The 21,595-nt window shown below is 64.5% G+C and carries 15 protein-coding genes; 10 read left to right on the top strand and 5 right to left on the bottom strand.

What is annotated here, in order from left to right; translation table 11 throughout:
• Positions 1–30 precede the first annotated feature (30 nt).
• Complete coding sequence (gene hspQ, locus FJ957_RS06845) at positions 31–354, bottom strand: heat shock protein HspQ (protein WP_181177656.1); 324 nt, start codon at positions 352–354, stop codon at positions 31–33.
• Positions 355–565: 211 nt separating this feature from the next.
• Here hspQ and FJ957_RS06840 point away from each other — a divergent pair, with 211 nt between their 5' ends.
• Positions 566–1,528 (top strand): AEC family transporter, encoded by a 963-nt coding sequence (locus FJ957_RS06840; RefSeq protein WP_140829907.1) that lies wholly within the window; start codon positions 566–568, stop codon positions 1,526–1,528.
• Here FJ957_RS06840 and FJ957_RS06835 read toward each other — a convergent pair.
• Positions 1,505–2,716, bottom strand: coding sequence for a UbiH/UbiF family hydroxylase (locus FJ957_RS06835; RefSeq protein ID WP_140829905.1), 1,212 nt, complete (start codon positions 2,714–2,716; stop codon positions 1,505–1,507). The two genes, FJ957_RS06840 and FJ957_RS06835, sit on opposite strands and share 24 nt — an antisense overlap.
• Positions 2,717–2,817: 101 nt before the next feature.
• On the opposite strand from FJ957_RS06835, the gene FJ957_RS06830 reads away from it, so the two are divergent.
• From FJ957_RS06830 to FJ957_RS06795, 8 genes are all read left to right on the top strand, one after another.
• Entirely contained in the window at positions 2,818–3,708 is an 891-nt protein-coding gene (locus tag FJ957_RS06830; protein WP_140829903.1) for a DUF2182 domain-containing protein, read from the top strand.
• Between the two features lie 13 nt (positions 3,709–3,721).
• The gene (locus FJ957_RS06825) at positions 3,722–4,336 is read left to right on the top strand and encodes a DUF1326 domain-containing protein (protein WP_140829900.1); all 615 of its coding nucleotides are present in this window, start codon (positions 3,722–3,724) and stop codon (positions 4,334–4,336) included.
• Positions 4,333–5,151 (top strand): phosphatidylcholine synthase, encoded by an 819-nt coding sequence (gene pcsA / locus FJ957_RS06820; protein WP_181177657.1) that lies wholly within the window; start codon positions 4,333–4,335, stop codon positions 5,149–5,151. The genes FJ957_RS06825 and pcsA overlap by 4 nt, the downstream gene beginning before the upstream one ends.
• A gap of 135 nt (positions 5,152–5,286) precedes the next feature.
• Positions 5,287–6,264 (top strand): quinone oxidoreductase, encoded by a 978-nt coding sequence (locus FJ957_RS06815; protein WP_140829898.1) that lies wholly within the window; start codon positions 5,287–5,289, stop codon positions 6,262–6,264.
• A 254-nt stretch (positions 6,265–6,518) separates the two neighbouring features.
• Positions 6,519–8,096 (top strand): ABC transporter ATP-binding protein, encoded by a 1,578-nt coding sequence (locus tag FJ957_RS06810; protein ID WP_181180517.1) that lies wholly within the window; start codon positions 6,519–6,521, stop codon positions 8,094–8,096.
• Positions 8,093–9,223 (top strand): ABC transporter permease, encoded by a 1,131-nt coding sequence (locus FJ957_RS06805; protein WP_140829893.1) that lies wholly within the window; start codon positions 8,093–8,095, stop codon positions 9,221–9,223. Before FJ957_RS06810 ends, FJ957_RS06805 begins: the two co-directional genes overlap by 4 nt.
• Positions 9,223–10,143 (top strand): ABC transporter permease, encoded by a 921-nt coding sequence (locus FJ957_RS06800; protein WP_140829891.1) that lies wholly within the window; start codon positions 9,223–9,225, stop codon positions 10,141–10,143. Before FJ957_RS06805 ends, FJ957_RS06800 begins: the two co-directional genes overlap by 1 nt.
• Before the next feature lie 51 nt (positions 10,144–10,194).
• On the top strand, positions 10,195–11,262 hold the full coding sequence (locus FJ957_RS06795) for a BMP family ABC transporter substrate-binding protein (protein ID WP_140829889.1): 1,068 nt from the start codon (positions 10,195–10,197) through the stop codon (positions 11,260–11,262).
• 80 nt (positions 11,263–11,342) lie between these two features.
• On the opposite strand, the gene rimO is transcribed toward FJ957_RS06795, so the two are convergent.
• The 3 genes from rimO to FJ957_RS06780 all read right to left on the bottom strand — a co-directional run bounded on the left by rimO (position 11,343) and on the right by FJ957_RS06780 (position 14,095).
• On the bottom strand, positions 11,343–12,656 hold the full coding sequence (gene rimO, locus FJ957_RS06790; protein WP_140829886.1) for a 30S ribosomal protein S12 methylthiotransferase RimO: 1,314 nt from the start codon (positions 12,654–12,656) through the stop codon (positions 11,343–11,345).
• A 179-nt stretch (positions 12,657–12,835) separates the two neighbouring features.
• Positions 12,836–13,522: a TerC family protein gene (locus tag FJ957_RS06785; protein ID WP_140829884.1), complete on the bottom strand. Its 687-nt coding sequence runs from the start codon at positions 13,520–13,522 to the stop codon at positions 12,836–12,838.
• A gap of 165 nt (positions 13,523–13,687) precedes the next feature.
• The gene (locus FJ957_RS06780) at positions 13,688–14,095 is read right to left on the bottom strand and encodes a DUF930 domain-containing protein (protein ID WP_181180516.1); all 408 of its coding nucleotides are present in this window, start codon (positions 14,093–14,095) and stop codon (positions 13,688–13,690) included.
• A gap of 517 nt (positions 14,096–14,612) precedes the next feature.
• Here FJ957_RS06780 and FJ957_RS06775 point away from each other — a divergent pair.
• A complete protein-coding gene (locus FJ957_RS06775; RefSeq protein ID WP_140829881.1) occupies positions 14,613–21,521 on the top strand; it encodes a hypothetical protein in 6,909 nt (2,302 codons plus the stop codon).
• The last annotated feature ends 74 nt before the right edge of the window (positions 21,522–21,595 follow it).

The raw sequence follows: 21,595 nt of genomic DNA, 5'->3' as shown, positions 1-21,595 counted from the left end.
GCCGCGCGCGATGGGCAACATTCGTTGGCCTCAGTGCCTCGACTGGCGCTTTGGCTCGTAGCGGCCATCCGGCAGTTTGTCGAACATTTCGCCGATCTGCGGATGCCGAACCGGCTCGCCCGACCGGTCCTCGAGCAGGTTCTGCTCGGACACATAGGCGATGTATTCGGTCTCCGAATTTTCCGCCAGAAGATGGTAGAAAGGCTGGTCCTTGCGCGGACGCACATCGGCGGGAATGGCCTCGTACCATTCCTCGGTGTTGGCGAATTCGGGATCGACGTCGAAGATCACGCCGCGGAACGGAAACAGCCTATGGCGAACCACTTGTCCGATCGAGAATTTGGCCGTTTTCATCACGTTCACCACTTAGGTTCCGAGGCGCCTGTCGTGGCTGCGCGCAAGGCGCCTAAGACCTTGAATTTACACGTCACCCGGCCAAAAATCGACCCCGACTTTCGGCTTGGTGCTATTTGGCGCAGACGCTGCGGCAATTCAATAGCCGAACTCCTTGACCTTAGCCGAAGCGACGGGTTAGCCCGCATGGGAGTTTCCCGCCCGAGCGAAAATGTCTGACGTTATCGGTCTCGTTCTTCCATTCTTCGGCATGATCTTTGTCGGCTTCCTGGTGGCGCGCATCACCAGGCAGCCGCTGGAGGCGCTCGGCTGGATGAACATTTTCATCGTCTATGTCGCGCTGCCGGCCTTGTTCTTCCAGCTGCTCGCCAAGACGCCGTTCGAGCAGTTGACGGAGTGGAGCTTCATCCTCGGTTCGCTGATCGCCACCTACGCGATCTTCACGCTGATGTTCGCCTGGTCGGTCTTCGTTTCCCGCGGCGGTATCGCGCCGGCGACGATCACCGCCCTTGCAGCTGCTTACGGCAACATCGGCTATATGGGACCGGGCCTTGCTTTGCTGGCGTTCGGCGAGCAGGCGGCGGTGCCGGTGGCGCTGATCTTCTGCTTCGAGAACATCGTGCATTTCACCGTCGCGCCGATGATGATGGCGTTGTCGGGCAAGGAGAAAGCGCCGCCGCTCCAACTGGCGTTTGGCGTCGTGAAGAAGATCGCGCTGCATCCCTTCATCATCGCGACGGCCCTTGGCGTCGCCGCCGCCTATGTGGAATTCCGGCCGCCGCTGCCTGTCGATCGCTTCCTCGACTATCTTGCCCGCGCGGCCGCGCCTTGCGCCTTGTTTGCGATGGGGGTGACGCTGGCGCTCAGGCCGCTCAACCGCGTGCCGCACGAACTGGCATTGATCGCCGGGCTGAAGCTGGTCGTCCACCCGCTGCTTTGCTATGTCGTGCTGAGCTGGATCGGCAATTTTTCGCCCACCTGGGTCTTTTCCGCCATGCTGCTGGCGGCGCTGCCGACGGCGACCAACGTCTTCGTGATCGCGCAGCAATACGATGTGTGGGTGCAGCGGGCTTCCGCCAGCGTGCTGATCACGACATGTTTTTCGGTGGTGACGGTGACCGCGTTGCTCTATGCGATCCGGCACGGAATCCTACCGGCCGGCCTCTTTCCTTAAGCCGCCGGCAATCGCCCGAAAACCACTGCCGGGCCGCAGTCCCTCGCGCATGAAGAACGCGCGCAGCGGCGCGGAGCCGCCCAGCGCGTTAAGGCCGGCGCTGCGCGCCAGCTGCGCCGGCAGCATGTCGGACAGAAGCGACATGTTGAGCAGGTTCACCGCACCGCTGCGCGCCCATATGTCGGGTCGACGTCTTGTGTCATAGGCGGCGAGGGGCCCGCGTGCACCGGGATCTCCGCTGTTTTCACACGCGATTCCAATCAGATCGTCGATATCCCTGATGCCGAGGTTGAGGCCCTGGGCGCCGATCGGCGGAAACACATGCGCCGCCTCGCCGACCAGCGCCACGCGGTTTTGCGCGAAGCGGCCGGGCGAGGCCGCCGACAAGGGATAGACTTGGCGACCCGGCTCGACCGAGACGCGGCCGAGCATCGATTGCATCTGCTCCTCGACACGCTCCGACAGGCTTGCATCGTCGAGCGCGGCAAGCTCCTGCGCCGTTTCCGGCTTCACCACCCAGACAAGGCTGGAGCGCCTGCCGGGCAGCGGCACCTGCGTGAATGGCCCCGTTTCGGTGTGGAATTCCGTCGAGACGAAGCCATGCTCGCTGCGGTGGCCGAAATTGAGCACGAGCGCCGATTGCGGATAGGGCCGCGCGAAGGCGCGAATGCCGGCGGCTTCCCGTGCCGGGGACAGGCGACCGTCGGCGGCGACCGCCAGGGACGCGGAGACTTCGCTGCCGTCGGCCAGCCGGGCGCGGGCCTGATCGGCGCCGAGGCGCCATGACTCGACAATGGATTTCAGCCATTCGATGCCGCGATGGGCTGACACTGCCTTGGCGAGGATCGGGGTCAGAACCATGTTCGGCAAATTGAGCCCGAACTGTTCCTCGCCGATCTCGCTGGCGCGAAAGGTCACGGTCGGGCTTCGGATCAACCGGCGGGTTGCGTCGACGATGCGCATCACCTTGAGCGGCGCGGCCTGCGGCCTCAGTTCGGTAAGGATGCCCAGCCGGTCGAGAACCTTCAGCGCTGGATTCATCAGGGCGGTGGTGCGGCCGTCGGTGGTGTTGGCCTCGGGGCCGACCAGCATCACGTCAAAACCGGCGTCGGCAAAGCCGAGCGCCGCGATCAAGCCGGCCGGACCGCTGCCGGCAACCAGGATGCGGGCTTTGTCGTTGTGCTCCACGCCAAGCTTCCACAATGCGAGGCGACCCGTCGGGCCTTTATGCGGATATAGGGCAGATCAGCCGGCTTGATCAACGCGGCGATTCAGCCCATTCGAATGCCATGAGTGGTGAGCAGCACGATTTCAGCCATCTCGACCGGGCGGGCCGCGCGACGGCGGGCGTGGCGCGCAGCCCGCGCCGCGTTGTCATGCTGACGATCGGTATGGGCGTCGCTCTTGCCTGGCTCCTGCTCGGCGCGATGGCGATACGCGGCGCTGAAAGCAGCCCCGCCGGCGTCCCCGGCGACATGCTGCTGAAGAATCTGCCGAGCCTGCCGTTGCCGGGTGTTCTGGACCGGTTCTTCGCTCTTTGCCTCGCGCCCGCGCCGCTTGCCGGCCCGTCCGGTCTGCAGGCGCCGGCGCTGGTGCTGATGTGGTTTCTGATGGCCGTGGCAACGATGCTGCCTTCGGCGGCGCCGCTGATCCGCACCTATTGCGAAATCGCCGACACGGCGAGGATCAAGGGCGAACCCGCCGTTCATCCGCTGTTGCTTGTCGCCGGATACCTTACCACGTGGCTTGGCGCATCCGTGGGCTTCACGCTGTTGACGCTTGCGATCTACACCTTTGCCGGTTCCGGCCGGATGCTCGATCCCGCCATCGGCATTGCCGGCGCCGCCGCGCTGCTCGTCGTCGGCCTCTATCAGTTCAGCGGCTTGAAACAGGCATGCCTGGAAAAGTGCCGTAACCCGTTCTCAATCCTGTTCGCCAACTGGAGCGCGAAACCAGCCCGCATCTTCCGTTTGGGGCTGAAGCAGGGCGTCTGGTGCCTCGGTTGCTGCTGGGCGCTGATGCTGGTGATGTTCGCCGTCGGCGCGATCAACGTCTTCTGGATGGCGTTGATCGGCCTGTTCACCCTGATCGAAAAACAGACTACCGGCAGGGTGGTCAGCCGGGTTGCCGGTGCGATACTGCTTGTGTGGGCGGCTGCCCTGCTATTAGTTTCGGCGTGACGGGGAGATTTCGATGAGCGATCAAAGCTGGGCAATGAAAGGGGAGTTGGTACTCTCCTGCAATTGCACGGTTTTCTGCCCCTGCGTGCTGTCGCTCGGCAGCCATCCGCCGACCGAGGGCTATTGCCAGACCTGGGCCGGCTTCCGCATCGACGCGGGCCATTTCGGCGACGTCGACCTGTCGAGCCTCAATCTCGGGCTGGTGATGGAAATCCCGGGCTATATGAGCCGCGGCAATTGGAGCGCCGGGCTGTTCATCGACAAGCGCGCCTCGGTCTATGCGGTGAAGGCATTGACGAAGATATTCACCGGCAAGGCCGGCGGCACGACATCGCTGCTTTCGATCCTCGTCGGGAGATTCCTCGGCGTCGAGCAGGTACCGATCACCTACGAGACGCGCGACAAGACGCGCGTCTTCCAGATACCGAAGATCATAGACGGTGCGGTGACGCCAATTCCCGGCAAGGATCGCGAGAAGGATACGGTGATCACCAATTCGGAATATTGGATCGCGCCGGAAATCATCGTGGCGAAGTCCGACAAGAGCAAGATGCGGGCCTTCGGCCGCAACTGGAATTTCGCCGGCCGCTCGGCCGAAATCTGCAAGCTGGACTGGCGGGGACCGTGAGCAAGAACACAGCGGCCAGGAAGGCAGCCAAGAAGATCGCGGAGCGGCTTCCGCTGCCGAAGAAGAAGGTGACGTGGCCGCAGGCGCGCGCGTTCTCCGTTCATCTGCTCACGGCGTCAGGATCGTTCCTTGCCTTCCTGTCGCTGGTGGCGGCGAGCGAGGAACGCTGGACGGCGATGTTCTGGTGGCTGGGGCTGGCGCTTTTCGTCGACGGTATCGACGGCCCGATCGCCAGGAAGCTCGAGGTCAAGGAGATCCTGCCGACTTGGTCGGGCGAACTTCTCGACAACATCATCGACTATGTCACTTACGTGCTCATACCGGCCTTCGCGCTCTATCAGCGCGGCTTCATGGGCGAGAACCTGTCCTTCCTGTCCGCGGCCATCATCGTGGTCTCCAGCGCGATCTACTATGCGGACACCGGCATGAAGACGAAGGAGAACTTCTTCAAAGGGTTCCCCGTCGTCTGGAACATGGTGGTGTTCACGCTCTTCGTCATAGAGCCCGGGCAATGGGTGTCTTTCGCCGTGGTGGTGGTCGCCGGCATCCTGACCTTCCTGCCGATCAGCTTCATCCATCCGGTGCGCGTCGTGCGGCTGAGGCCGGTCAATCTCGGCATGACGCTTCTATGGTGCGCCTTCGGCGCGCTGGCGCTGGCGCAGGCAGCACTTGCCGCCTTCTATGACAAGATCGGCGTGCTGGGAGAGCAGGTCAGCAGCTTCACCAAGATCGGCATCACGATCACCGGCCTCTATCTCGCCTGCATCGGAGGCGTCATGCAGATGTTTCCCAATCTGGGCACCAAGAAGTCCTGATCCTGGATCAGGATAATTTTTGGTCGAATGATCATCCTGGCGCAGCTGTCTATCGGCGCATGACGCTTCGAAAACCGGTTCTCCCTTTCGGGATCATGTTTCAGATTGTGTACGTATCCTTCAGAGAGTTGAGCGATGTCCAAGGCAATCCGCATCCACGCCAATGGCGGCCCCGAAGTCCTGGCCTATGAAGACGCCGATCCGGGCCAGCCGGGAGAAGGCCAGATCCTGATCCGGCACACGGCGATCGGCCTCAACTTCATCGACGTCTACCACCGCTCCGGACTTTACCCGCCACCCGGCGGCTTTCCACTGATCCCGGGCGGCGAAGCGGCAGGGGTCGTGCTGGCGCTCGGCACCGGCGTCGACTGGCTGAAGCCCGGCGACCGCATCGCCTATGCCGTCAATGTCGGCGCCTATTGCGAGAAGCGGGTGATCGCCGCCGACCGTGTGGTCAAGGTGCCGGACGGCATCAGCGACGAGCAGGCTGCGGCCATGATGCTGAAGGGCATGACGGCCGAATACCTCTTGCGCCGCACCTTTCCGGTCAAGGCCGGCGACACGATCCTCTATCACGCGGCCGCCGGCGGCGTCGGCCTCATCCTCGGGCAGTGGGCAAAGCACCTCGGCGCGACCGTGATCGGCACCGCGAGTTCCGCCGACAAGATCGAACTTGCGCGGGCGCATGGCTTCGACCACGTGATCAACTACAAGGAGCAGGATTTCGTCGCCGGCGTCGCGGCGCTTACGGGCGGGAAGAAATGCGACGTCGTCTACGATTCCGTCGGCGCCGACACCTTTCCGGCATCGCTCGATTGCCTGCGGCCGCTCGGCATGTTCGTAAGTTTCGGTCAGTCGTCCGGGCCGATCCCGCCTTTCTCGATGTCGCTCCTGGCGCAGAAGGGCTCGATCTACGCAACCCGGCCGACCCTGTTCGTCTACAACGCCGGGCGCGAGGAACTGGTGAAATCGGCCGAAGCGCTTTTCGACGTGGTCAAGAGCGGCGCCGTCGAGATCAAGATCAACCAGCGCTATGCGCTGAAGGATGCGGCAAAGGCGCAAGCGGATCTCGAGGCCCGCAAGACGACGGGAACGACCGTCCTCATTCCCTAGAGGGTTTCACCGCTTCACACTTTTCGGCGCCATGTTGTAGCCGGCTGCCTTGTTTTTCGGCGACTTGCCGCCCCCGAAGGCAGGGCCTTGCCCGAAAAGCGTTGTTGATTTGCTGTCGTTCTCTGCGGGTCTATCTTAGCCCTTGAGTTTCCGCTGAAATTCTTGAAGCTCTTTCAAGTTGGGTGCTGCTTTCCGATGGGAGCCGGCCGCGCATACCATGCTTTCGGGAACACAGAACATATCCGGGAAACTGGATGGGAGGCACTGTGAGTGCAAATCATGACAGGGCGAACCTGCTTGAGGTTCGTGGTCTAACCAAGATTTTCGGCACGCTGACGGCGTGCGATCACATCGATCTCAATATCGCAAAAGGCGAGATCCACGCGTTGCTCGGCGAGAACGGCGCCGGCAAGTCGACGCTGGTCAAGATGCTGTTCGGATCGCTCGAGCCGAACTCGGGCGAGATCTTCTGGGACGGAAAGCCGGTCAAGATCACCAGCCCGGGCGTGGCCAAGAAGCTCGGCATCGGCATGGTGTTCCAGCATTTCTCGCTGTTCGAAGCGCTCACTGCGGCCGAGAACATCGCGCTTTCGCTCAATGACGGTTCGCCGATCGGCAGCATCGCGGCGAAGGCAAGGGCGCTGTCCTACAGCTACGGCCTGCCGCTCGATCCGGATTCGCTGGTCGGAGACCTCTCGGTCGGCGAACGCCAGCGCATCGAGATCATCCGCTGCCTCTTGCAAACACCGCAGCTCATCATCCTCGACGAGCCGACCTCGGTGCTGACGCCGCAGGAAGCCGACAAGTTGTTCGAGACGCTGGAGCGGCTGCGCTCGGAGGGCAAATCGATCCTCTACATTTCGCACCGGCTGGAAGAGGTCAAACGCATCTGCGACCGCGCCACGGTGCTGCGCCACGGCAAGGTTGTCGGCCATTGCAACCCGCGCCAGGAGACCGCCGCGTCGCTCGCTCGCATGATGGTCGGCAGCGAAGTGAAGGCGGTGGTGCGCGCGCCGGCGGAAGGCATCGAAACGGCGCCGGCGCTGCTGGAAATCCGCGGCCTCAGCCGCAAGCCGGCGACGCCCTTCGCGATCCCGCTCAAGAACATCAACCTCACCGTGCGCGCCGGCGAAGTAATCGGCATCGCCGGCGTCGCTGGCAACGGCCAGGGCGAGTTCTTCGAATCCGTCTCCGGTGAAGTGTTGCAGCAAGACGCCGGCTCAGTGCGCATTCGCGGCAAGGACGCCGGCGGCCTGTCGATCACCGGCCGCCGCCTGATGGGGGCCGCCTTCGTGCCCGAAGAGCGCCTCGGCCATGGCGCGGCGCCGCGTATGAAGCTTTCGGAGAACCTGCTGCTCTCGCGTCACGCCACCGACGGCAAGGCTTTCGTCGGCTCAGGCGGCATGGTCAAGAACGGCGCGGTGTACAGCGCCGCGCAGCGCATCATCACGGCCATGGACGTGCGCAAGAGCGCGCCCGATCCAGAGGCGGCTGCGCTGTCGGGCGGCAATCTGCAGAAATTCATCGTCGGCCGCGAGCTCGACCGCAAGCCGAGCGTGATGATCGTCAACCAGCCGACATGGGGCGTCGATGCAGGTGCAGCCGCCCACATCCGCCAGGCACTGATCGAGCTTGCCCGCAGCGGCTCGGCGGTCCTCGTCATCAGCCAGGACCTCGACGAATTGTTCGAACTGTCGGATGCGATTGCCGTCATGCACAACGGAGAACTGTCGGTGCCGCTGCCGATCGCCGAGGCGACGTTCGAGAAGATCGGCCTGTTGATGGGCGGCGCCGAGCCCGGCCACGCCGAACACAGCCTGGAGGTGGCATGATGCGCATCGAACTCGTCAAACGCCCGCAGCGCTCGGCGCTGTTCTCCATGCTGTCGCCCTTCATCGCCTTCGCGCTGACAATCATCGCCGGTGCCATCATGTTCGCCTTGCTCGGCGTCAATCCGCTCAATGCCTTCGAGATCTATTTCGTCGAGCCGATCAGCCAGGTCTGGCAGCTGCACGAGCTGGCGATCAAGGCAGCACCCCTCATCCTGATCGCGGTCGGCTTGTCGGTCTGCTACAAGGCCAACATCTGGAACATCGGCGCCGAAGGCCAGTTCATTTTCGGCGCGATCTTCGGCTCGATCATCCCGGTGCTGTTCCCGCAATTCGAAGACCCGCTGGTGATTCCGCTGATGCTTCTGCTCGGCATGGTCGGCGGCGCGTTCTACGCTTCCATCCCGGCGTTGTTGAAGACCCGTTTCAGCACCAACGAGATCCTGACCAGCCTGATGCTGGTCTATGTCGCGCAGCTCTTCCTCGACTGGCTGGTGCGCGGTCCGTGGCGCGATCCGCAAGGTCATGGTTTCCCGCAGACGATCCAGTTCGGCGATTCCGCCGTGCTGCCCGAACTGATGCCGGATGCCGGCCGCGCCAATTGGGGCTTCGTCTTCGCCTTGGTGGCCGCCGTGCTGGTCTGGCTGATGATGAGCCGCATGCTCAAGGGTTTCGAGGTGCGCGTGCTGGGCTCCAGCCCAAGGGCAGGGCGCTTTGCCGGCTTCGGCTTCAACCGGATGGTGTTCTTCACCTTCCTTCTGTCCGGCGCGCTGGCCGGCCTTGCAGGCATCTCGGAAGTCTCCGGCGCCATCGGCCAGTTGCAGCCGGTGATATCGCCCGGCTACGGCTTCACCGCCATCATCGTCGCCTTCCTCGGCCGGCTCAATCCGCTGGGTATCGTGGCCGCGGGCCTGGTGCTGGCGCTGACCTATCTGGGCGGCGAGGCGGTTCAAAGTGCCCTCGGCATTTCCGACAAGGTGGCGCGCGTGTTCCAGGGCATGCTTTTGTTCTTTGTGCTCGGCTGCGACACGCTCATCCATTACCGCATTCGCCTGATAGGGATGGCGCTGACGAAGCCGAACGGCGCGGCGCAGCTCGAAGCGGCGCCCAAGCTCGAGGAGGCCCGCTGATGGACATCGCCGTCAATATCCTTTTGACCATTGCGACCGCGGCGACGCCGCTTTTGATCGCGGCGATCGGCGAGCTGGTGGTCGAGCGCTCCGGTGTGCTCAATCTCGGCGTCGAAGGCATGATGATCATGGGCGCCGTCGGCGGCTTTGGCGCCGGCTACCTCACCGGGTCGCCGTGGCTCGGCCTGCTTGCCGCTATCATCGTCGGCGCGCTGTTCTCGCTGCTGTTCGCCGTCATGACGCTGTCGCTCGCGACAAACCAGGTGGCGACCGGCCTGTCGCTGACGCTGCTCGGTCTCGGCCTTTCGGGCATGATCGGCACCAGCTTTGTCGGTCAGCCGGGCGTGAGATTGCCAAATCTCGACATCCCGGGAATCAGCTCGATCCCGGTCGTCGGCAGGCTGATCTTCGGTCAGGATCCGGTCTTCTACATCTCGATCGCGCTCACTGCGGCCGTCATGTGGTTCCTGTTCAAGACGCGCACAGGGCTTACGCTGCGCTCGATCGGCGACAGCCATACGTCGGCGCACGCGCTCGGCATCAAGGTCATCCGCTATCGCTACCTGTCGGTGATCTTCGGCGGCGCCTGCGCCGGCCTTGCCGGCGGCCACCTGTCGCTGGTCTACACGCCGCAGTGGGTGGAGAACATGAGCGCGGGCCGTGGCTGGATCGCGCTGGCGCTGGTGGTGTTCGCTTCCTGGCGCCCATGGCGGGTGCTGGCGGGCGCCTATATCTTCGGCGCGGTGTGGATCGGCCAGCTTCATGCACAGGCTTTTGGCATTCCGGTGCCTTCGCAGTTTCTTTCTTCGCTGCCCTATCTGGCAACCGTCGTGGTTCTCGTTCTAATCTCGCGCAACAAGCGGCTGACGATGATGAACACGCCGGCTTCGTTGGGGCAGCCATTTGTTCCGGATCGTTGACAACAACAAAAAGACGGGAAGCTCCAAGGCTTAACTCAGAGAGGTAACACAATGAAAAAACTGCTTATTGCGTTGATGACCACGGCCGCGGCCCTGTCGCTGGCGGCAACCGCCCAGGCCGCCGACAAGCTCAAGGCCTGCTGGGTCTACACGGGTCCGATCGGCGACTTCGGCTACTCCTACCAGCATGACCAGGGCCGGCTCGAAGTCGAGAAGGCGCTCGGCGACAAGGTCGAGACCGCGTATCTCGAAAACGTCTCGGAGGGCCCGGACGCCGACCGCGCTTTCGAGCGCCTGGCGCGCGAGAATTGCAAGATCATCTTCGGCACTTCCTTCGGCTTCATGGATGCCGAGGTGAAGGTCGCCAAGAAGTTTCCCAAGGTGATGTTCGAGCATGCCACCGGCTTCAAGACCGGCGACAATCTCGGCATCTACAATGCGCGCTTCTATGAAGGCCGCTATGTGCTCGGCCAGATCGCGGCAAAAGAATCGAAAAAGGGCCTCGCCGGCTACATCGTTTCCTTCCCGATCCCGGAAGTGGTGATGGGCATCAACTCCTTCATCCTCGGCGCCCAATCGATCAATCCCGACTTCAAGGTGAAGATCGTGTGGGTGAACTCCTGGTTCGATCCGGGCAAGGAAGCCGATGCCGCCAAGGCGCTGTTCGACCAGGGCGCCGACATCATCGTCCAGCACACAGATTCGACCGCCGCGCTGCAGGTCGCCGAGGAGCGCAAGCTGCATGGTTTCGGCCAGTCGTCCGACATGATCAAGTTCGCGCCGAACGCGCAGCTGACCTCGCTGACCGACGAATGGGGTCCATACTATATCAGCCGCGTCCAGGCGGCGCTCGACAGCAGCTGGAAGCCGGACAATGTCTGGCTCGGCATCAAGGACGGCGCGGTCAAGCTCGCGCCCTACACCAACATGCCGGACGACGTGAAGGCGATGGCCGAGGCGACCGAGAAGAAGATCGCCGGCGGCTGGAACCCCTTCACCGGACCTGTCTCCAAGCAGGACGGATCGCCCTGGCTGAAGGACGGCGAGGTCGCCGACGACGGCACGCTGCTCGGCATGAATTTCTACGTCAAGGGCATTGACGACAAGCTGCCGCAGTAAGCGGCAAGCCGCGGAACCGAAACGAAAAGGGCGCCCCGGGCGCCCTTTTTCTGTGAAACTGCGAAGGTTCGCGTGGGCTGTCAGACCGCCGAGCCATAAAGGTCATACGCGTCGGCGCGGTCGATCTTGACCGTGACGATCTCGCCGGCGCGCAGCGGCCGCCGCGACTGGATGTGCACCGAGCCGTCGATCTCCGGCGCGTCGTATTTGGTGCGGCCTTTGCCCGATGCGCCATGCGCCTCGTCGATCAACACCGGCAGGCGCTTGCCGACCTTCCTGGCGAGCTGCGCTGCCGAGATTTTCTGCTGGCGCTGCATGAAACGGTGCCAGCGCGCTTCCTTGATCTCCTGCGGCACCTGCTCCAGCCCGAGGTCGTTGGAGCGCGCACCCTTTACCGGCTCATATTTGAAACAGCCGGCGCGGTCGATCCTGGCTTCGTCCAGCCAGTCGAGCAGCATCTCGAAATCGTCTTCGGTCTCGCCGGGAAAACCGACGATGAAAGTCGAGCGGATGGCGAGGTCAGGGCAGACCTCGCGCCAGCCGCGGATGCGGTCCAGCGTCTTTTCGCCATGCGCGGGACGGCGCATGTTCTTCAGCACCTGCGGCGAGGCATGCTGGAAGGGGATGTCGAGATAGGGAAGGATCTTTCCCTCCGCCATCAGCGGAATGACGTCGGCGACATGCGGGTACGGGTACACGTAATGCATGCGTATCCAGATGCCGAGCTTGCCGAGCTCCTCGGAGAGGTCGAGGAATTTCGCCCGCACCTCGCGATCGCCGAACATCGACGTCTGGTATTTGATGTCGATGCCGTAGGCGCTGGTGTCTTGCGAGATGACGAGGATCTCCTTGACGCCGGCCTTGGCGAGCTTTTCGGCTTCGCGCAGCACATCCGCGGCCGGGCGCGAGACGAGGTCGCCGCGCAATGCCGGGATGATGCAGAAGGTGCAGCGGTTGTTGCAGCCCTCGGAAATCTTCAGATAGGCGTAGTGGCGCGGCGTCAGCTTCACGCCCTGCGGCGGCAACAGGTCGACATAGGGATCGTGGCTGGGCGGGGCCGCCTCGTGGACCGCGGCCATCACGCTCTCATAGGCCTGCGGGCCGGTAATCGCCAACACATTGGGGTGCTTTTCGCGGATGACTTCCGGCTCGGCGCCGAGGCATCCTGTGACGATGACGCGACCGTTCTCCGACAGCGCCGAGCCGATGGCGTTGAGCGACTCGTCGCGCGCGGAATCGAGGAAGCCGCAGGTGTTGACCACGACGAGGTCGGCGCCGTCATGCTTGCGCGCGATCTCATAGCCCTCGGCACGCAGCCGCGTGATGATGCGCTCGGAATCGACGAGCGCCTTCGGGCATCCAAGACTGACGAAACTGACGCGTGGGGCGGACATGAATTTTGTTTTCCAAGAGATGAGAGCGAGATCGAGGATTGAGCCTCAGGCTCCGGAGATCGACCTAGGCGCGCGGCTTTGAGCCATTTCGCGCGGCGCAATAGCACGCTTCGGCAGAGAAGCAAACCTGTCAGCCGGCCAGGAAAAGGCGATGCGGCAAACGCTCGCCTGAAAGGGCGTCAGTGGCCGTCCGTTCCGAACCACGGCGCCAGGAAGGCAAAATGGTCGGGAAACTGCTGTACGGCGCCTCCGAGAAGCATGTTCACCGCGACGTAGAGAATGATCAGCAGGCCGATATAGGCGATCCAGCGATACCTGTGCAGCAGGCGCGCGACGAAGGATGCGGCAAAGCCCATCAGCGCGATCGAAAGCACCAGGCCGATGATCAGAACGGTGGGATGCTTCATGGCCGCGCCGGCGACGGCGAGCACGTTGTCGAGCGACATCGAGACGTCGGCGATGACGATCTGCCAGGCGGCTTGCGAGAAGGTCTTGCGCGGTGCTTTGCCAGCGATCCTGCCATCCTTGTTGTAGTCGCCGTTCGACAGCGCTTCTGTCGCGTCGCGCTCATCCTCGTGGCTGACGCGCAGCTCGCGCCACATCTTCCAGCAGACCCACAGAAGCAGGAGCCCGCCAGCGATGAGCAGCATCGGGCCGATGCTCAGCAGCCATTGCGTGATCAGGGCAAAGATTATGCGCAGGACGGTGGCTGCCGCGATGCCGACCAGGATGGCGCGCTTGCGCTGATCCGCGGGAAGGCCGGCTGCCGCGAGGCCGATCACGATCGCGTTGTCGCCCGCGAGCGCGAGATCGATTGCGACGACCTGGAGGAGAGCCGAAAGGCCTGCGGCAGTGAATATTTCCATCGACTAGAAATCCTTGCCTGAAATGAGCGTAGCCCTTACCGAGACGGCCCTAAAGGCATGGCTCATCGGCGTCAAGGCGCAGGTTGGACATCGCCGGAAAACAACGCCGGCAGCGCAAGCCGCAAGGATTTCAGGTGGTCGCCGGCAGGCGGATAGCGCCGAAAACTAGTCGTAGAGATTATATTTCGCCCAGTCGGACTCCGGGATTTCGTCGCCGATCTTGTAGCGGAACTGCAGCACTTCCATATGGTCCGGCGCGGTCTGGCATTTGAACTTCAGCCGGTACCATTGACCCTTGCTGCGGAAGGCGGCGCCCGAGCTCTTGATGGCATCGGCGCTCATTTGCGGCGAGGCGAAGGCGTAGGCCACGACGCGGTCGGCCTTGTAGTTGCGGTCGTCGCGACTGATGCGGTCGAGCACTTCGGCGTCACAGCGCTGCTCGAGGCGAGTCTGCGGGTCGAGTTTCATCAGGCCGGCGCGCAACGCATTGTCCATCGCCTTGGCCGGCAAGACCGGCGTCAGCGACGCCAGAACCATCAGGCAGAGCTTTTTCATGGGCGCGACAAGCAGCATATTTTGTCTGAGAAATCAAATAAACGCTGCTTCACCAACCGTTGATCGTTCCACCAATGCGCGCCGGAAGCCGCTTCGGTCCATCAACCGCTGCACCCGGCGCACAACCCTCGGCGGCTGCGACTTGCAGAATCGCTAATGCTCGCGAAACACTCGGGTCTGCGCGGGGCGCCACGTCCGTGCGCCTCTCTTTCAATCGGGTCGCGATATGCCCAGAAAAAGTCAGCCCCGACAGGGGCATATCCGGCCGCGTGCGCGGGCGCCATGCGCGTCGCATGGCAGGACCGGCAGGGACATCGATCGGCTGAATTTACCCGCGGGAAAGATCAGGAAATCCAAATGGTTCAATACTTTTCATCACACCCAGTCGTAAGCCGGATTACTTGGCGCCGATAACAAATCCGTGAAATCACTCGGGTATTGATGGTTGGAGCGAAGTTGACAACACGCTTCCCTTGGGTCACGCCATGGCCGGACGGGGACGGGCTGGTTGGACGGCCCGGGGGGAACTGCGGCAATGACGAAGATCGAGACGGCCAAAGGGTCGAAGTTCGGCCTGGGACGTGTATTGCGTGCCCGTCATAACGATCCAGTTGCAATCGCCGCCGTCGCGGCCTCGCTCCTGTTGTTCAGCGCGGAGGCGGCGGTGGCCGTTCCTATCGTGGTGGGCCAGCAGATCACCAACCCGGATACCGGCGCGCTGGAGACGGTGGACAGAGATCTCGGCTCCGGCTGGGCACTCACCAAGGTTACCGTCGGATCGGTCGTCGAATACAACGCGATCCTGGTAAATGCGCCGGCCGCGCTGAACGACACGTATGTCTCAGGTGGAATCACCTATAAGGTCACTAGCGAAACGCGTGACCCCGTCACCAATTTGATTCTCGATTTCACGGTCGAAAACGAGACTGACAGTAATCATCCGACGACGGTTATCGACGCCTATAAGCCGAACATCTTCGACAACAGCGGCGCAGCGGGCTCCGCAGGTAACGGCGGCAGCAGCAGCAACACCAATGGCGAAGTCTATGTAAACCGTCAGGTTGGTACGCAGGGCGCGGGCGGAAGCAATGGCTATGGCGTCCATATCGACCTTGGCCTGCTGGGCAGCATCACCATCGGTTACGACGGGTCCAACGGCAGCCCCGGCGGCAACGGCCCGACCGTCGACATCACGCTGGTCGGCGGCGTCGATGGTCCCTATGGGAACAATGCCGACAACACGCCTGCCGTCACAGTCGCCAGCATCGGCGGCAATGGCGGCAACGGTGGGGACGCCTATGGAGCGCTCGGCCCCTATGATGGCGGCGCGGCCGGCGCCGGTGGCTCCGTCACGCTGCACAATTCGGTCGACCTGACCACCGGCGGCACCAATTCGCCCGGCATCTTTGCGCTCAGCAAGGGCGGCAAGGGCGGCAATGGCGGCGGCGGCTACATCCTCAGCCCCAGCGGTTCGGGCGGCCCGGCGACCACGGGCGGCGCGGTAACAGTGATCAATAGCGGCCACATCGTCACGACCGGCCAGAAGTCACCCGGCATCCTTGCCCAGTCCATCGGCGGCGCTGGGGGCGGCAGCGGCGACAGCTTCGGCATCGTCGGCTTACCGGGCTCCGCTACCTCAGGCGGCAATGGCGGCACGGTCACCGTCACCAATAGCGGCGTCATCGAGACATCGCAGAAGGAATCGCATGGCATCTGGGCGCAGTCGCTCGGCGGCAGCGGCGGCAACGCCGGCGATGCGGGCGGCATCGTCGCGCTCGGTGGCAAGCTCGGCGGCGGCGGTGGCACCGGTTCCACCGTCACAGTCAACAACGATCTGGGCGGCGACATCACCACCCATGGCATCGGCGCGTATGGCATCTTCGCCCAGTCGATCGGCGGCGGCGGCGGCGCGGCGGGCGATGTCGGCGGCCTCGTCGCTATCGGCGGCACCGGCGCGGCCGGTGGGGACGGCGGCACCGTCATCGTCAACAATGCGACAGGGACCATCATCAGAACGTTTGGCGGCACCAATCCCGACGCCCATGACGTGGGCGCTGACGCGATCGTGGCCCAGTCAATCGGCGGCGGCGGCGGCTCGGGCTCGAACGGCGGTGGCCTCGTCGCCATCGGCGGCGACGGATCCGCGGGCGGCATCGGCGGCTCGGTCACTGTCAACAATGACGGTACGCTTTTCACAACCGGACCGAAGGCGCGCGGCATCTATGCTCAGTCTGTCGGCGGCGGCGGCGGCAATGGCGGCGACAGCGGCGGCGCGGTCGCAATTGGCGGCAAGGGCAGCGCCACGAGCAACGGCGGCACGGTTACCGTCAACAATACCGGCGTCATCATGACGGCAGGCACCGCCATCCAGGCGGAGTCGATCGGCGGCGGCGGCGGCGATGGTGGTTCCAGCGGTGGCCTTTTCTCCATCGGCGGTTCTGGGGGCGGGGGCGGCGACGGCCAGAACGTCACCGTTAACTCCTCAAACAGCTTGACGACAACCGGCGACAATTCGGTCGGCATTCTTGCCCAGTCACTGGGCGGCGGCGGCGGCAATGGCGGCGGCTCGTATACTGTCGGTGAAGCCGTGGCGATCGCCATTGGCGGCTCCGGCGCCAAGGGCGGCAATGGCGGATCGGTCGAGGTCAACCATGTGGCCACGCCGGGCAATCTCAGCGGCCTCCTCGCCTCCGACATCGCCACCGGCACGCGCACCACCAACAATCTGGGCCAAACCGTCGTGACAGGCGCCAAGGCCTACGGCGTCTTCGCGCAGTCGGTCGGCGGTGGCGGCGGCAGGGGAGGCCTTGCGGTCGCGGTATCGAGCGGCACCTCCGGCGCCGGCGCCAGCTTCGCGCTCGGCGGCAAAGGCGGCCCTGGTGGCGACGGCAAGGACGTGACCGTCAACTACAAGGGCGACATCACCACTCAGGGCGACGGCGCCTATGGCATCTTCGCGCAGTCGGTCGGCGGCGGCGGCGGCGATGGCGGCGGCGCCGTCGCGGTGAGCGGCGGCGGCGCATTCAACTTCGGCCTCGCCATGGGCGGCGCTGCCGGCGTCGGAGGCAGCGGCGACATCGTCACCGTCAACACCGCGGGCGGCACGATCGAGACCTACGGCCTCCAGGCCTACGGCATCTTCGCGCAGTCGGTCGGCGGTGGCGGCGGCAATGGCGGCTTTGCCGGCGGCGGCACGATCGGCGCTGTCGCGCTGACCGTCACCCTCGGCGGCAAGGGAGCCGCGGGTGGCATCGCCAAGACCGTTACAGTCAACAACGCCTCCTCGATCATCACCCATGCGGACGGTTCGATCGGTATCAACGCGCAGAGCATTGGCGGCGGCGGCGGTAATGGCGGCTTCTCCATCGCAGGCGCGCTTGCGGTCGGCGCGATATCGGCCGCCATCGGCGGCAATGCCGGCGACGGAAGCAGCGGCGGCACCGTCACAGTCGACAACCAAGGCGATATCAGCACCACGGGCATCAAGGCTTATGGCATCTTCGCGCAGTCGGTCGGCGGGGGCGGAGGCAATGGCGGTGGGGCGATCGCCTTCTCGCTCGCGGTTTCGCCTGATCCGGAAGAGATCCCGGCGGTCGCCGTTTCGGTCGCGGTCGGCGGCAGCGGCGGCGATGGCAGCATAGGCGACACGGTGCATGTCACCAATGGCGGCGACATCACCACCCGTGGCACGGGGGCTCACGGCATTTGGGCGCAATCGGTCGGCGGCGGCGGTGGCACCGGCGGCTATGCCGGAGCGGGCTCCGGCTCAATGGGGCCGGGCGCCAATATATCAGTCGCCGTCGGCGGGACAGGCGGGACAGGCGGGAACGGCGGCGCCGTCATCGTCGATGCGGGCAAGGACGCGCTCGGCGCGATCGTTCCCGGCTCCACCATCACCACTTTCGGTCTCGGCGCCGACGGCGTCCGGGCACAGTCGATCGGCGGCGGTGGCGGCGATGGCGGCTTTGCGATCGGTGTCAATCTCGGCATCAACAACAGCAACCTGCCGCTCGCGTCGATCGGCGTTACAGTCGGCGGCCAGGGCGCGCTCGGCGGCGACGGTTCGACCGTCACAGTCAACAACTGGGCGGTCATCCGGACCTATGGCAGCAATTCGGCCGGTGTCTTCGCGCAGAGCGCAGGCGGCGGCGGCGGCGATGGCGGCAATGCCATCACGGCGGTCGGAAGCTGGGCCAACGCGACCAGTTCGAGTGCGCAGAACACCAATATCTCGGTGGCCATTGGCGGCAATGGCGCGCTCGCCGGCGACGGCAAGGACGTCACGGTCAACAACCACGGCAACATCGAGACCGGCCTCATCACCACCAACATTGACATCGCCGGCGATACGGTGACCACCGGCAACAGTGCGTATGGCATCTTTGCGCAGTCGATCGGCGGCGGCGGCGGCATCGGCGGCCGCGCCAATTCGATCAACGTGCTGGTCGGCAAGGGCGAGGCACCCCCGGACGCGCTGATCAACGTCGCCATGTCGGTCGCGGTCGGCGGGCAGGGCGGCGCGGCCGGCGACGGCGGGCACGTGACGGTCACCAATGACGGCAGCATCACGACAAACGGTTCGCTTGCCGACGGCATCTATGCGCAGAGCGTCGGCGGCGGCGGCGGCGCAGGCGGCAACGGCATCCTCGGCACCGACGAGCTGATCCCGGTCCCGGCGGCGCTGATCGCCAACGTGCTCTTCGGCAAGACCAAAATCTACAGCGCGCTCGGCGCGGCCGTTGGCGGCAACGGCGGCGGGTCAGGTACTGGCGGCGATGTCGAGGTCACCAACACCGGCAACATCACCACGAAGGGCAGCAATTCCAACGGCATCTTCGCCCAGTCGGTGGGCGGCGGCGGCGGTGTCGGCGGCAAGGCCAATATCGGCGCCACCGGCACGGTCGGCGTCGGCGGCAAGGGCTCCAGCGGCGGCGATGGCGGCATCGTCAACGTCATCAACAACGGCAACGGCAAGATCGAGACCTTCGGCGCGGCCTCCAACGGCATCTTCGCGCAGTCGGTTGGCGGCGGCGGTGGCGTTGCCGGCAACGTCGATCGTGTGCTGGCGAACGGCCTGGGTCCAGTACCGGCGCTCAACCTCGGCATCGGCTTGGCCTTCGGCCAGGGCGGCGGCAATGGCGGTTCGGGCAAGGACGTCACGGTCGAGGGCAATGGCGCGATCATCACCCACGGCTCATCCTCGGTGGGCATCTTCGCGCAGTCGGTCGGCGGCGGCGGCGGCATCCTCGGTACGCTCGGCAACGAGTTGATACCGGGCGTCCACACGGTCACAAACTGGGCCGTCGGCAGCAATGGCGACGCCGGCGATTCCGGCATCGTCCATGTCGACTATGCCGGCACGATCGATACCTATGGCGATGGCTCCATCGGCATCTTCGCCCAGAGCAATGGCGGCAAGAAGGACACGACGCAGACCTATCTCGGCACGGCCGGCAACGTCACCGTGGATTTGACCGGTTCGGTCGTCACCCATGCGGCAGGCACCGACGCCATCGTCGCGCAGAGCAAGGCCGTGGACGGCAATGGCGACATTGCCATCAACCTGACAAGCGCAGCCGGCAAGGTCGTGGGCGGCGCCACCGACGCGGGCCATATCGGTGTCGGCGTCTGGATCATCGACGGCAATAACAACACGATCAGCAACAAGGGCACGATCGCGACCGCGAGCGGCACGGCTGGCGGCTGGGCGATCCTGTCCGGCGACGGCAAGGAGGCGGTCGCCAATTACGGCACGGTCACCGGCTCCTTCGATCTCGGCGCAGGCGCCAACAGCTTCACCAATGCGGCCAACGCCACTTTCAATGCCGGCGCCGATGCCAAACTCGGCAGTGGCAACCTGTTCGCCGACAGCGGCTATTTCTCGCCGGGCGGCGACAACAATGTGATGACGACCAACCTCGTCGGCAACTGGAACCAGGCTTCGACCGGCGCCTATAAGCTCGACGTCGACCTCGACCCGCAAGCCGACCTCATCAACGTCGCCGGCGCCGCGGATCTCGGCGGCGCGATCGACCTCAACATCATGGATGCGGCCGCGGCGAAGCCAGGCAGCCAGACGTTCCATATCCTGCATGCCGACGGTGGTGTCGCGCATACCGGACTCGAGCTGAGTTCGATCCAAAGCGCGGTCGCGCAATATCAGTTGCAGTATCCTGACGTTAACAATGTCTATCTCGGTGTCGACATAACCTTCGCCCCCACCGGCCTGACCGGGAACCAGATCCCGGTCGCGAACGCGGTCAATGCCATCCAGAGTGGCCCGACCTCGCCGGATTTCCAGAAGATCGCCGAGGCGCTGTTCTACATTCCGACGGTCGAGCAGCTTGGCGCCGTCTATGATTCGATCTCGGGCGAGGGCGTTTCCGGTGTCGAGCAACCGCAGTTCGGCGCGTATGCAAGTTTCTTCGCCTCGATGGGTCGCCAGGCCGATTTCTGGCGCACTGGCCTGGGTATCGACCCGACGGATGTCACCGCGGCACCGCAGGCCTATGACGAGCCGGCGAAACCCAAACAGAATCCATTCAAGGCCCTGCAGCCCGACCAGCGGCGCTGGAGCTATTGGGCAAGCGCCGGCGGCAATGGCGGCGAGATCAGCGGCGACGCGGCAGCGGGCAGCGCCGGCACCACCTACAGGGGCGGCAATCTCGCCGCGGGCATGGAGACCACCGGCGATCGCGACATGCTGGTGGGCTTCGCGCTGGGCGGCTCGGCGGGTTCATTTGCCGTCGACGACCGGCAGACTTCCGGCAACATCGTCGGCGCCCAGGCCGGCGCCTATGTCACGCGCAAATGGGACCAGTTCTATATCGACGGCGCGCTTGCCTTCGGCCTCTACAACAACAACATCCACCGGGCCACGGCCGTGCCCGGTTCGGACTCGCCGATCGACCCGGTGGCCGGCATCACGCCGGAGAACTGGCGCAGCAACTTCCTGAGCGCCGGCTTCGGCACCAACGTCGAGGCCGGCTGGCGGCAGCAGGTAGGCGAAGGGGCGATCACGCCTTTCGCCGGGCTGCAGTTCGCATTCCTGTCGATGGACTCTTTCGACGAGACGTCGCCTGACGGCGGCGCGCTGGGGCTGAGCTTCGATCATCGCGTCGTCACCTCGCTGCCGGTCTCGCTGGGCCTGCAGCTCGACACCACGATCGGCGTCGGCGACGGCCAGTCGCTGCAGGCCTGGGGCCGCGCGGCCTGGGTGCATGAGTTCGAGCCGGACCGCTCGGTGAAGCCAAGCTTCCAGGCCGCTCCGGGCACCTCCTTCGTCATCCAAGGCGCCTCGGCCGCCGAGGACGCGGTTGCGGTCAATGCAGGACTGAAGATGAATTGGAGCTCAAACACCTCGATGTTCGCCGCCTTCGACGGCAAGTTCGGTGACGGCTTGCAGAGCTATGGCGGCGATGTCGGTCTCAAGGTGAACTGGTAGAGGGGACTGGCGACCAAACTCGACCGAGGATCGCGCCGATCCTGCGAAGCTCGAACCGCGAATGCCTTCCCGCG

Source organism: Mesorhizobium sp. B2-4-6 (genome assembly GCF_006442775.1).
Lineage (GTDB): Bacteria > Pseudomonadota > Alphaproteobacteria > Rhizobiales > Rhizobiaceae > Mesorhizobium.
Note: the sequence above shows the minus strand (reverse complement) of the source record. Positions and strands in the feature narration are given on the sequence as shown.